2 protein-coding genes are annotated in these 15,669 nt (G+C 42.9%); both read left to right on the top strand.

The features are described 5' to 3' along the window. Positions 1 to 2 precede the first annotated feature (2 nt). Positions 3 to 2,081 carry a PorP/SprF family type IX secretion system membrane protein gene (locus J0X13_RS10045; protein ID WP_207071291.1) on the top strand — a complete coding sequence of 693 codons (2,079 nt, stop codon included), beginning with the start codon at positions 3 to 5 and terminating at the stop codon, positions 2,079 to 2,081. A 10-nt stretch (positions 2,082 to 2,091) separates the two neighbouring features. Beyond that, entirely contained in the window at positions 2,092 to 15,657 is a 13,566-nt protein-coding gene (locus J0X13_RS10040; protein ID WP_207071290.1) for a T9SS type B sorting domain-containing protein, read from the top strand. Positions 15,658 to 15,669: the final 12 nt, after the last annotated feature.

The raw sequence follows: 15,669 nt of genomic DNA, 5'->3' as shown, positions 1-15,669 counted from the left end.
AAATGCAAACCAAAAAACCTCTACTATTACTTGCTATCTTGCTACTTGCCTTCTCTGGACTGAGAGGTCAGGAAGAAGAAGTCTATGTACCATATAACGTCCCTTCGCAAAACCTTTTAAAGTTCAACAGGTTCCTGCTGAACCCTACGTTTTCCACGGTAAGGGAGGACAAGTCGTACATTAACCTTTTTCACAGAAACCAATCGGTATCTTTTGATGACAACAACCAGGTTTACTTCTTAAGCTATAGTGGTAGAGTGAGTGACAGAAGTGGGGTTGGACTTAGTTTATTCACCAATCGTGAAGGCTTGTTCAACAATTTTGGTGTGCATGCCAACTATGCCTATGGTGTGCGTTTAAGCCCTAAGAGCACTTTCACCTTTGGCGCCAATGTAAGTTATTACCAAAGTGCCTTTAATCAAGACAGGGTAAATTCCGTAGAAGTTGATCCCTTTTTAAATACGTTGGAAAGCAGTTCTTTGGTGAGCTTTCAACCCGGATTCAACTTTTCCATTGGGAAGTTTGATATCGGTGGTTTTGCCGAAAATCTATTCGATTATAACCTGAAAACAAGTGAATCTGTAACAGATTTCAACGAGAAAACGTACTCCGGTCACTTACAATATACCCATCAGTTTGAAAACGGTTCGGGTATTATGGAACAAGCCCGTTTGATGCCTTTGGCAAGGGTTAGAAAAGTGGGTGAAGAAGACATCACGCTAGGAGGAAACTTGATTCTTGACCTGCCTAAATTGGGTTGGGTCCAAGCAGGTTACGACGACTTTTATGGCGCTTCTGCTGGTTTGGGTTTCAACCTTACCAAAAACATTTCCTTGGGATATACTGTAGAAAAAGGCTTGTCCAACAAGTTCGAAAACTTTGGTGTGACCCACGAAATCTCATTGGCCTATTCTTTTACGCCCAACCTTACCGAGGACCGAGTTATGTTGGAAAAAGAAGGTGAAGAGTTGGTTTCCAATGATGAAGACGTACCACAGGATAGTTTAAACCTTACCGATAAAGACCTTGAAATTGCCCAGCTTAAAGACAAACTGGCCGAGAACGATGCCATTCTAGATGAATTGTTGATGCGTCAAGATTCCATTGAATCAACCAGAAAGAAGGATTTGGAGAGGCGTTTTGAAACCGTTATGAAAATGGTTCAGCGTGAAACTAGAGGACAAAACCCACAGTTAGAGCAAAGAGCGAAAGAAGTATACTTTGCCAACATGGATACCGCCGATATCGTATCCAGAAAAAAACAGCCTTTGGCCAACCACGGGCTATCGAATAATACCTCAACCAAAAAAGTAATCAAGATAAACGAAGCCAAGGATAATACAAAGGCAACCTATGCCTCAAACTCCAAGGCTAAAAAAGACAATACGTACAGACCTACAAAAAGTAAAAAGACCACAGGGTTCAAAGCCCACGTGGTTCCCAATGTGGAAAGCGGGCATTATTTGATTGCCAATGTGTTCAGGAACACAAACAATCTAAACGCATTCATTGAAAAGCTTAGGTCCCAAGGCATTGAAGCCGATTATTTCCAAAACCCGAAGAACGGCCTCAACTACGTGTACATAGGTGACTTTAGCAACAAAAATGAAGCTTTGGATGCTTACCGCACCAAGTTGAATGGAACATACCAAGGAGATGCCTGGGTAATGAACGTAAATGGGGGAGATTCTCCGATTGCAGGATATTCTGGAATTGCGGACAACAGCAGTTCCAAGTACGGGAATAGCAGTCTTTCCAAAAACGTAGCAAACCGAGCTAACAAGCGAGGAGGCAAACATGTAGTACTCAGAACACAATCCGGCGATGGATTGGCTGAGGGATACTACATCATTGCCAATGTTTTTGAAAATTCATCAAGTGCAAAACAATTTGTTAAGGAATTGAATGCAAGAGGCTTGCATGCAAGCTACTTCGTAAGTCCAGCAGACAAAAATAAGTACGTGTATTTAAAAAGACACGAAACCTGGAACAACGCCTTGACCTCTTACTATACCAAACTAAACGCTTCGTATGACGACGATATGTGGATCATGCGAATTAAACCAAACACAACCATTTAACCCCAAACATATGAAATTACCACTACTCAAATGGGGCGCAACTATTTGTATACTATTATTTACGTATACAGGTATATCACAAGTAAAAAACGACTTTGATGTCCGTTACGAAAACAGGCTGAAAGGAGACCTTACTTTTATTGCCAATAATATCGTCAATAGGGACGAAGGAGGCAATAATCCTGAAGACCCCTATAATTCAACAGGTTGGAGTTCAGAATATAATGATAGGCTCAACATGCAGTACATAGATATTGATGGTGACCCTTCCACATTTAGTTCTAGTAGCGCAACGCTTGCGGTACCGGATTCCAACTGTTCTTTGATTCGTTACGCAGGATTGTATTGGTCTGCTGTGTACCAAGACAGCAATAGAAGCAGTGATTTTAATCAAGTAAAGTTTCGGGTTCCCGGAGGTTCCTATATGGACCTTACAGCGGATGAAATTCTATTTGACGGTGATGGTGATGCCGATTTTGGCAATTATGCCCCTTATGCCTGTTATAAAGATGTAACTTCCATATTAACGGGACTTTCCAATCCAGATGGGGAGTATTTTGTGGCCAACGTTAGAGCCAGTTCTGGGGATAACGTACAGGGCGGTGTTTCCGGTGGTTGGTCTTTGGTCGTAGTATACGAAAACCCAACACTTCCCGGTAAATATATAACCACTTTTGATGGGTATGCAGGAGTTAAGTCCGGTGAAACCGTAGATATTCCTTTCAGCGGATTTACAACCTTGCCTGCACCTTTCCCGGTAAATGCTAAACTTGGTGTTGCCGCTTTAGAAGGAGATAACAGAATCAGCGGTGATCAATTGGCCATTAGGGCGGACAGCAATACTTCGTTTACTACTTTATCTAATACAGCAAACCCCTCTAATAACTTTTTTAACAGTAATATTACGGATGAGGGAAGCATTGTAACCACACGAAACCCCAACAGCGTGAATACCTTGGGGTGGGATGTAGACCTCTTTACCATACCAAACCCAAGTCAGTCGGTAATTCCGAACGACGAAACAGGCGCAACGTTACGAGCCTCATCTACCCAGGATAAATACGATATTTTCTTCACCTCTTTGGATGTGGAGATTATTGAACCCACTATGAACTTGGCAAAAACAGTCGAGGACATTGGTGGTAACGATATTACGGGCCAAGGTGTTAATTTAGGTCAATACCTCGATTATGTGCTGACCTTCCAAAATGTGGGCAACGATGATGCGGTAAACTATACTATTCGCGACGTGTTGCCAATTAATGTCACATTGGATGAGTCCAGTATTACCATGCCGGCCGGAGTAACATATACTTATGACCCATCTACACGGACAGTTTTGTTCACCATTCCAGATAGCATTATTGAAGAAGGTGACCCGGCAGCAGCAATACGTATGCGTGTTCAAGTTGCGGAAAACTGTTTCGATTTTGTAGATGCCTGTACCGATGTTATTCAAAATTTGGCCTACTCTACCTATTCGGGAGAAATCAATACGGCTCAAATTACGGATGACCCCAGTGTTTCCGATTTTGATGGTTGTGGTTTTGGTACTCCTGGTGCCACCAATTTCTTGTTGGACGACCTCAACGCCTGTAACTTTACAAGAACAGTACAGCTCTGCGGGGATGATGTTCTGTTAGATGCCGGTGACAATTTCGACAATTATGTTTGGTACCGCGATGAAAACGGAAACAACCAAATTGATGTAGGGACCGATACCGTAATTACGGATAGTGATTCAGATAACGACCCAAGTACTATTTTGGTTACTGAAACAGGCACCTACATCGTGGATAAGCAAGTGGCCGACCCATGTAAGGATTTCCAAGAAATTATTACTGTGGAATTGTTTGGTTCTGTTCAATCCAATCCAATATCTGCACTTATAAATGATACTACAAACACCATTGATGGGGCTATCGAAATATGCCCTAATGATGGTAGTGAATTGCCCGAAATTTTCTTGTGTGGACTTAATGACACCGAACTTATTCAAATAAACATTCCAGATGCTACAAGTATTGTCTGGGAACAATTGGATGAGGCTAGCTGTGGAGCGGCGGTAGATGGTTGTGCCAACACAAGCACCTCCTGTACCTGGAACACGGTGGATACCGGAAACGACTTTTTGGCCTCCGATACAGGGCAATATAGGTTGGTGATCAACTATCAAAATGGATGTTTCAGCAGGTTTTATTTCAACATTTATAAAAACCCGCTAGACCCTCAATATACAAGCAGTGACATAATTTGTGATACGCCAGGAAACATTACCGTGACCAATGTGCCGTTGACTTATGAGTTCCAACTTGTAGATCAATCAACAGGTAATGTGTTGGTGCCTTATGGTCCTAGCCCAAGTTTCGATATCGCCAACAACGGTGCCTATATGGTAGAGATGAGACAAGCAGGTGTAACCGATGGTTGTGTTTTTGTCTTGGACAATATTGGAATTTTGGAAAGGGATTTTCAAGTAGATGTTGTTCCCCAGGACACCGACTGTAATGGATTGGGGGAAATTGCAATCTCCGTGCTCAATGTAGAGGCCCAATATTATTACGAAATCTCACAAGGAGGTACCGTAGTGGACACACATGGACCTACAAACGACAACAACTATACTTTTGCAAACTTGAATGATGGTGTTTATGATGTTTCCGTTACCACCGACGATGGTTGCGATTACACCGAACAAGTAACCATTCAAGATTTAACGGATTTAGAACTGACTGCCAGAATTTCCCAGCATATAACCTGTAGGGAAGGAAACATTCAAATGGAATCTACAGGAGGAAAAACACCTCACACTTATGCTATTTGGTCTTTTGTAGATGAAGATGGTAATACCCAAATTTCATATCCATCAGTCCAAGATATTCCGGCTTCCGCTTATCAAACAAGTCAAATTTTTGATATCTACGATCCTGGACAATATACTTTTGTAGTAGTGGACAGAAACAACTGTCACGATGTTTCGAACACAGTAACCATTGAGTTTAGACCGGCTGCAGATTTCGACCCGACAACAGTTACCGATGTACTATGCTATGGTGATGCAACCGGAGCAATTACCTTTAACCTGATCAGTAACAACGGTTATCAGTTGACCTATTATTTGTTTGATGCAACAGGTTTTGATGAGGACAATTATAACTTAAACAATGCGTTGGCCACAAACGCGTCAGGAAACTTCCCTGGGTTGACAGATGGAGATTATGTAGTGGTCATCAACCAAAGAAAAGGAAGTGCTTCGTGCGACTATTTTGAATATTCTACGATTTCAGCACCATCATTTGCCTTGGATGCAGACGCCGTCCTAACGCAGGAATACACTTGTCTACAAGACGGTATTATCGAGGCACAGAATGTTATTGGAGGAACAGCTCCTTATGAATATAGTATTGATGGGGTGAACTTTGTAGGTTCTCCAACATTCTCCAACCTAACGGATGGTAATTATACAGTGACCATTAGGGATGCCAACGGATGTATTTTTGTTACGGACCCCGTTACCATAGCGCCTTTAAATCCTCCAACGGATATTGATTTTTCGGCCACCAACCCACTTTGTCCAACCTTTGTTTCAGATGTAACCTTATCTGTTACGGGCGGAGAGCCCAATTTGGAATATGAAATTATTTCTCCTGCAGCAAGTGCGGTGAACAATGGGAACAACCCTACATTCACTGGTTTAAATCCAGGAACTTATATGTTCCGAGTAACGGACAATACTGGTTGTGCATATGAAGAAAGCTTCACTATTGACCCTGTTACCGAAATATCCGTAACAGGACAAGTTAATAGCAACATTATTTGTTTTGGTGGTGCCGATGGCGAAATCCAATATACTGTAAACAATTTCAATACCGATTACGATTATACGGTAACAGGTCCGGCCAATTTCTCTGGAACTGCAGAAACAAACAATACCATTTCCTTTACCGGTTTGGCTGAAGGAACATATACCATTACCGTTACCGATAACTTTACCAATTGTACGGACACTGCCGATGTAACAATTGCAGCCCCTCCAGCAGCTATTACAGCACCTGTTACGGTTTCTCAGCCGACTTGTTTGGCAGATGGTTCTGTAAACATCACTGCTTCTGGTGGCTGGGGTAGCTATACTTATGAAATCACTGCTGGACCGGCTACTTTTGGTCCTCAAAACAATGGCTTGTTCAGTGGTTTAACCCTTGGTGGAACCTATACCTATACCGTTACCGATGCAAATGGTTGTGTATTCACGGATACCTTCATTATAAATGAAGCTGTAGCTCCTGTTTTGGATATTGTTGCGAACGACATTTGTTATGATGACGCAACTGGTTTGACCTTAACGGCCAATATTACTTCAGGTGGTGATGGAAATTATGAATATAGCTTAAACGGAGGTCCTTTTGGAACCAGCAACGTATTTACCGGTCTGGGCCCGGGAACATATACCATCGATGTAAGGGATGGCAACGACTGTACCGATTCAGCGTCCATTACCATAGACCCTGAACTTAGTGTTGTTGCATCAGCTCCAAATATTACAGCTTGCGCAACTGACACCAATGTTACCATTACCGCTGCTGGCGGGGATGGAAACTATGTATACGCCGTTGTTGCAGATGGAATAACACCGACTGCCGGTGATTTTTCTACGACCAATCCTGTTTCAGTGACAGGAGCTGGAGACTACGATATCTATGTATGGGACAATAATGGAGCTGCTGGTTATTGTGAAGCTACTTATGACCTCACTGTAGCACAAGATCCTCCATTGGCTCTTACCCCTAATATTACCGATGTTAGTTGTAATGGCGGTTCAGATGGAAGCATTGTGCTCAATGTTACCGGTGGTGAGGCCCCATACTTGTTCAGCATAGACAATGGAGCAACCTACCAAACATCCAACACCTTTGTCAACCTCACGGCTGGCACTTACGATATTAGTGTAACAGACGCCAATAACTGTCCTGTTACCACACAGGTCACGATTACAGAACCCGACCCAATTGTTGCCGAGGCCCAAATTACCCAAGATTACACCTGTACGCAATTAGGTGAAATTACCGTAGGCAGCGTTACACTGACTTCTGGTGGATCTGGAAGTTTTGAGTATAGTTTAAACGGAGGCCCATGGGTAACTACGACTGTTTTTTCAGGATTGACCGACGGCACCTATAGTATTAGGGTTCGTGATGCAAATCAAATCGATTGTTTCATCACTTTGCCAGATGTAATCATTGCCCCTTTACCAGCAGAGCCAACATTGTCTACATCATTTATTTATAACTGTGATGGAACAGCTGAGGTTACCGTACTCCCATTAGATGCCTCTTACACATATAGCATAGACGGGGGAGCCCCACAGGCAAGCAACATATTTAGTGGAGTAACACCAGGAACTCACACTATTGAAGTGAACTATGGTAGTGACTGTACGGTACAAACTCCTGTCATAATTGAACCTGGAAATGCTTTTGATGGCGCGATCACAGCCTTTACAAACCTTACTTGTAACGGAGCATCGGACGGTACCATAACTTTTGAGGCAGAAAACTTTGATCCTGCTAACGGCTTTACCTACCAAGTAGATGGAGGAGCTGTTTCTGCTGCCCAATTCGCAAGCCCAATAACCATAACGGGTCTTGCTGCGGGAGCACATACCATCAACATTGTTGATCTAAGAGACCCTGCTTGTTCAGTAGTGTTGAATCAAACATTGACACAACCCAACGTGTTGGATGTTACAGCGTCCATTACCAACGAACTTACATGTACCAATGGTGGTGCAACCATTACTGCTACTGCTACAGGTGGTACGCCTGCATACCAGTACCAATTGGAAGATGGTTTGGGAACTGTAATTACCACGTTCCAGTCATCCAATGTATTTACAGGTCTTGCTGCTGGTGATTATGTGGTGCGCGCAAGAGACACCAATCTGTGCGATGAAACCACGACCGTTATTACTATTGATCCTCCGGCAACCATTGTATTTACCACAACCCCTACAGCGTGTTATAGTGGAAACAATGATGGAAGCATTCAAGTTGATGTAACGGCTGGAAATGGAAATTATCAGTTTAGCATTAACGGAGGAGCATGGATAACCCCTACACCTTCCACAGCAACATCCTATACTTTCAATAGCTTAACTGCTGGAACTTACACTATTGATGTACGTGATGAATATGGTTGTGCTGCGGCACAACAAACAGTGACCATAGCAGATGCTTTGATAGCTACTGTAGATGTTGTGGATGTTTCAACCTGTGCCGATGGTAGCATTACCGTTACTGCATCGGGTGGAACACCAACATTGGAATATGCCTTTGTTCCAACTACAACAGACCCGACCGGATTGTTCTCAACAACCAACACATATACAGTTACCGCAGGAAACGAGGGCACTTACGATGTTTATGTAAGGGATAATTCCGCAACAGCACCTTATTGCGAGTACATGGAAACGGTAACTGTAGACCCTGCAGTTCCATTGACCATGACAACCACCCCAACAGACCCAGATTGTCATGATGGTACTGGAAATATCGTTGTGGATATTACCTCAGGAGTGGCGCCATACACTATTGAAATAATTGATTTGGATAATGGGGGTGCTTCCAATCAGACCAATACCAACGTATTGGCATCAAGCCGTACCTACTACAACCTAATGCCCGGAGATTACACCATTAATGTGACCGACGCATCAGGATGTATTATTACCGATACCCAAACCATCAACAATCCTGATGAATTAACAGGTATAGTAACTGGTGTTGTTCCTTTGAATTGTGACGCCAGTGTTGGTCCAAATGATTTTGGGTTTGACTTTTCTGGATACCCATCTACCATTGGAACTATCGAATTTAGTGATGATGGAGGTTCAACTTGGTCATCATCCGATCAGTTCCGTGGGTATAATCCCGGGGAAACCGTATATCCTTCTTTGAGAACAGTCGACGGATCAGGAAATACACTTTGTCAAACTGATTTGGAGCCTTTCATTATACCTTATCCTTTGGATGATTTGGACATTACCATTTCTGCTTTGATTGTAAACTGTAACGAATTACAGGTTACTGTTCAAGGTTCTGAAGGAGTCGCGCCTTACGAGTATGCATACTCCGACGATCCTGGTAATTTTGACCCAACAACAACAACATGGCAAGTTGGTGGAAGTGTAGATAATCTTGGAAACCCTGTTCCTGCAGGTCATGGTATGTACCAATGGACAGGTTTGGTTCCCGGAAGAACATATGTGTTCTATGTGAGGGATACTAGTGGTTGTGTGCGCCAGAGTAATGTAAACGTGAACGATCTGATTACTGTTCCTTTGGAAATTACTTCTGTGGTAACGCCAACATGTGCTGGATCTAGTACAGGTAGTATTACCTACACTGTAACCGATAACCAATCACCTTTTGGAGGTCAATTTAGATGGTCCGTTTATGACATGTCCTCCGGAACTGCTGTTGAGGTTGCCAATAGTGGTGGAAACGTGGCTTTCACATCTCCACAAGATGTAACCGTAAACAATTTACCAGAAGGAAACTATTTTATAGAAGTAACCGAAGTTGATGGTGGCGTGGACAGTTGTGTAGGTGCAACAGAAAATGAATACCTGCCCGAATTGAATCCGCTTTCTGGTAACTTGAACGTGTTACAAGACATTACTTGTAGTGAACCAGGTTTGATTCAGGTTCAAAATCCATTGGGTGGTGGTGGAACCTATACCTATACCGTAACTGGACCAGCTGGTTTTACAACTATTAATTCAACATCCGATAATCCTATTGAGATTCCTGCCAACTCACCTGCCGGTGTGTATGATGTTACCATGGAAGATCAATATGGTTGTGCTATGCCATTGGGTACCGTAACAATGGATTTAGCACCTAACCCAACCATTGATAGTGTGGATATTGATAGTTGTGCATTGCCAATTACAGTAACTGTCAATGCAACATCCACAGCTTCTCAAATTTTCTATTCTTTGGATGGGGGAGCAACATATTTGGATAATGGAGGCGTATTTACCAATGTATCGCCCGGAACCTACAATGTTGCTATAATTGACAGTAATGGTTGTACCGATACCGATGTTATTGAGGTTCATCCCCCACTGGAATTTACTGCTATTCAAACTGTTGCCTTGGATTGTGAACCAGGCTCAGCGGCCAATGCCGAAATTGAAATAGAAGTGTTTTCCGGTTCTGGAAATTATGAATACATGATCGATGGACCTGGTGCCAATGACCAAGCAAGAGCTGTACTGCCTTCAAATCCATTTACATGGACTGGTGCTGCTGCTGCAGGTAGTTATGATGTGATTGTTTTCGACATGGGAACTGCACCACCAAATTGTTCACGAACCATTACCATCGAAGTGCCCGATGCTCCACTTCCAAGCTTTACGGAAACGCATATGGACATCACATGTAATGGTGCTAATGACGGTAGTATTACTTTGATTGAAACAGATAATGGTATCGGTCCATTGACATATACCTTGAGTCCGATGCCTGCTGGAGCAGTTCTAAATGGAAATACTTTTGAAAACCTTCCTGCAGGAACATACAGCGTTAGAGGTACTGGAACCAATAGTTGTTTTACAGACATTTTTAATATAGTAATCTTCGAACCTGCTGTTATAGCAAACGTTAATGCCACGGTTGATGAGTTCGGATGTACAGTGGGCAACAATACCAACAATGCAACTATCACTGTGGACACTGCTTCCATTACCGGAGGTAGCGGAAACTATGTCATCTATGAGTTTATCAACGATGCTGGTTCCGTAGTTGTTCAGTCTGGAAATAATCCTGTATATGTGGAAACCGATACCAATGGTGGTAGCTACACAATCAATGTGTACGACGACAACGGTTGTATGGGATCAACAACTGCAGTTATTGCCCCATTTGATAGTTTGGATAGTGCCACAGTTGCCATCGATGCCGTTGCTACATGTGTTAGTGGCGAGGATATCACTATTACGGCAATTGGATCTATTACCAATTCAACAACAGATCCTGCCAATTACGAGTTCAGGAAATTGCCTTCCGGTACTTTCCAACCTTCCGGTTCTTTCACTGGACTATCTGTCGGCATTCATAATTTTGAAGTAAGAAATACAATTACAGGTTGTATCATTACAATATCACACGAAGTCGCAGACCCAGAAGTCTTGGATCTGAATATCGCGAGCACTACCGATATAACCTGTTACGGAGATATTGATGGCGAAGTAGAATTGAATCTAGTTGATGGTTCAAACGTGACCTACGCAAGTGCTACAAGCTATACCCTATATTACGATATCAACAACACGCCAACCAATTTGGGAGACGATGTGGTGACTACAGGTTCTGATGCTGATGGCAACTTTAGCATTTCAGGACTTGCTGCAGGGGCCTATTACATCGAAGTAACCGATACCAACCCTCCAGGTGCAGCCTGTTTATACAGTGAATCCTTCAACATTGCAGGACCTGCTGCAGCCATAACTGGAGCTACGGTTGTAACCGATATTACCTGTTTGGGTAACGATGGTACTGTTCAGATTACGAATGTAGCTGGAGGATGGGGTGGATACGCCTACTATGTAGGAACAACCTCTCCAACGGGACCTGGTGACTATGTGGGAAGTCCTAGTTTTAGCGGACTCGCTGCAGGAACTTATGAAGCTTGGGTGATTGATTCCAGTGGTTGTGAACAATTAGTGGATACCGTAACCCTAACCGATCCTATTCCTATTACTGCAACATTGCAGGTCAATGTAGAAAACTGTACCAACTTACAAGGAGAAATCCAAGTTGTTGGAACTGCTGGAGGACAAGGAAGCAATTATACCTATCAACTGATCAGAAACGGATCTAACGTAGGTTCACCACAAACCAGCACTATTTTCTCTGGATTGGGTGCCGGTTCTTACGAGGTATTAATTGCAGATCAGTGGTCTTGTACCACAACTGTTGGGCCCGTGGTGCTTTCCGATGCCATGACCGCCAACACCACAGTGGTCAAACCCATTGATTGTACAGTAGACCCAGGAGGTCAGATTACCGTTAACGTGTCTGGTGGTTCATCAAACTTGACCTTTGATGTGGTTTATCCTGACTTAACAACAACTGACAGCAATACTACAGGAGTATTTACAGGACTTACACAGCCAGGTGTTTACACCTTCACAGTAACCGATAATGATACAACCACACCTTGTACCTATGTGGTAACCCAGGAACTGGACGACAAAGTGGACCCAGTGATTGATAACGTACTTGTAGATGATGTCAACTGTTTTGGAGGTTCCGATGGAAGTTTGACCGTGGTATTGGATCCAGCAACCGATGTTGACCCAGTATACACCTATGAGCTTTATCAAATGTCCGACTTGGTAAATCCTTACCGATTTGCACAATCAAGCCCTGTGTTCGACAATCTACCTCCGGGTGATTACCAAGCAAGGGTGATTTCATCAAGAGCATGTGAGGATACTTTTGATGCTACCGTAGGAGAGCCGCCAGTATTGAACGCTGCTGCAACAACAACAGATTTTGTTTGTACTCCTACCAACTCCATAAACGAAGCAACTGTAACCGTAACACCTACAGGTGGAACGGCACCTTATTACTATAGTTTTGAAGGTAATGGTTTCACTTCTTCTGCAACATTCGCTGTTGTGGATGATGGAACAGTTCAAACCATCGACTATATAGTTAGGGATGCCAATGGATGTGAATATCCTGATAGTATCGATATTCAACCGTTGAACACTTTCACTCTAGGTATTGCTCAAGATATGGCCATTTCCTGTGTAAATCCGGAGACAGTAACCTTAACCGTTACCGAAAGTATCGGTGGTGATGCCTATACCTTTGAGTTGTTGCCAGTCGGAAATCCTTATGGATCAATGACGGGGTCAACAGCTACTACGGCAACCTTTGAGTTGACAGCACCTGGAAGCTATACGTTTAGAGCAACCAACAATACAACGGGATGTTATGTTGAAACTACTCATACCATTGCTCCATATGACACTATTGATGTTGTGGCCACTGCCACTTCACCGGCCATGTGTTTTGGTGATGCAGGTACGTTGGAAATCGATGTAACAGGATATAGTGGAACATATGCTTATGAAGTTTTCAATGCTGATGGTACAACCACGGGGATAATTGGAAGTGGAAACACCGCTACTAATCCAATGTCCATTACCGACCCTTTATTGGTAGGTGGCAACTACTTTGTTCGAGTATCCGAAACAGCTTATCCAGAATGTATAGAAGATTCGAATACCATTACCATAGTTTCGCCAAGTTCAGCACTGGATTATACTCCACAAGAAGTGGCCAATGTAACCTGTACCAACGATCAAGGTGAAATTTTGATAGCCCCAACAGGTGGTTATGCACCTTATGATATTGTATTGACCAACACAACAACATCTGAAGTGTATACCATGAACGATGTGCCTAGCTATGTGTTCACAGGTTTAGCTGCCGGAAATTATACGGTAAGTGTTACTGATAACGGTGGTTGTGTTGAAGATCGAACGTTGACCCTAATAGAACCTGACCCGATTACAGCTGATATTGATGTAGCTCCAATAGATCTATTGTGCTATGGAGCAGAAAGTGCCTCCGTATGGGCTTACAATGTAACAGGAGGAGAAGGTTCCTACGTATATCAGTTGAACTATTATGACCAAACCGGTACTAACATCGTATTTACCACTGGTGAACAAAGCAGTGATACATTCAACGATTTGGGAGCAGGAACCTACAGCATTACCGTATCAGATGGATGGAACTGTGGAGTGGAAACACCTCAGGTAACCATAACCGAACCTACTGAAGTGGTGGCCTCTCTTGTTCAAGTTAGTGGAATGACATGTAATGATGATGCACAGATCATGTTGTCGGCAACAGGAGGAACAGCTCCGTATTTCTATAGTACAGATGGCATTAATTTCACTGCAATGAGCGGTGGAGATACCCATACGTTCGATGTTGGGCCTGGTGCTTATCAATATTACGTACGTGATGCCAATGGTTGTGATGCCCTAATATCCAATCAGGTAACTGTAGATGAGGTACCAGAATTGATGTTGGAAATAGACGAATCTGCAGCCCTTATCAATTGTACTGGTGAAGCATCTGCAACCATCATTGCTACTGCTACTGGTGGTTTGGGCAACTACAGTTACGAATTGTTCAGCGATGCGGCCTTGACCAACTTGGTCGATGGACCTCAATCCAACGGAACATTCAATGGACTAATGGCTGGTGATTACTATGTAAGGGTAACCAGTGAGGACTGTGTTGAGGTGTCACCGGTAATCACGATCGTTGATCCAGAGCCATTGGTTGTAGAAAGAGAAGAGTTTACAAATATCACATGTTCAGGAATGAACGATGGTACTATTACTGTTGAAGTGTCGGGTGGAACCGGTGAAATCCTTTACGCTATTTCACCAAATCTAGATCAGTTTGATACGACGAACACATTTACTGATCTAGAACCCGGCATCTATGATGTAATCGCTCAAGATGTCAATGGTTGTTTCATTACATTCCAATTTGAGCTCACACAACCTGAACCAATTACCGCAGAAGCCATCAACATTATGGACGAGGTATGTTTTGAGAGTAGTGATGGTTCGTTTGAACTTCAAATATCCGGGGGTACCGCTCCGTATGAGACAAGTTTGAACTCCAGTGCCGATGCAAATTTTGTTCAAGACCAGTTCTTGTTCCAAAATTTAACTGCAGGAACCCATGTGGTGTTCGTAAGAGATGCCCAAGGTTGCGAAACCAACGTTGTTGTGGAAATAGAGCCAGGTGTAAACCTAGCTGCTACGGTAACACCAATTTATGAGTGTACTGGATTTGTTCCTGATAATTACTTGGAAATCGTATTGGAGGATGAATCAATTGCGAACGACCTTATGTATGCCTTGGATTCCACAGATCCCGCAGATATGCAATTAACGGCAGACTATACCAATATGACACCAGGTGATCATTACTTGACCATTGCACACGCCAATGGATGTATGACCACATATGACTTCACTATTGAAGCATTTGAACCTCTTACATTGACATTGGAGAACAATAACATCAACGAGATTACAGCAATAGCTGAAGGTGGTGTGGAAGATTATACCTTCTATTTCAATGATATAAACAATGGAACAGACAATACATTCTTTATCAACAGAACCGATACTTATACTGTAACCGTTGTTGATCAGAATGGATGTGAAGCTACAGCGGAAATTTATATGGAGTTCATAGATGTTGAGTTCCCGAATTTCTTTACTCCAGATGGAGATGGATTGAACGATTTGTGGATTCCGGATAACATTGAGGGCTTCCCTGACGTACTAATTAAGATTTACGATCGTTATGGTAGAGTAGTGGAAGAGATGACCCGAAACGTTCAAGGTTGGGATGGAAATTATGATGGAAAACCATTGCCGACCGGAGACTACTGGTATGTTGTTCAACTCCAAGGAGAACAGGACGACAGAGAGTTTGTTGGACACTTTACACTGTATCGACAATAACACTTAACCTAC

This window comes from [Muricauda] lutisoli (nom. illeg.), from assembly GCF_017313105.1.
Classification (GTDB): domain Bacteria; phylum Bacteroidota; class Bacteroidia; order Flavobacteriales; family Flavobacteriaceae; genus Flagellimonas; species Flagellimonas lutisoli.
Note: the sequence above shows the minus strand (reverse complement) of the source record. Positions and strands in the feature narration are given on the sequence as shown.

Coding starts and splice junctions, on each gene's coding strand:
- J0X13_RS10045 (WP_207071291.1), top strand. CDS start 3: ATGCAAACCAAAAAACCTCTACTATTACTTGCTATCTTGCTACTTGCC.
- J0X13_RS10040 (WP_207071290.1), top strand. CDS start 2,092: ATGAAATTACCACTACTCAAATGGGGCGCAACTATTTGTATACTATTA.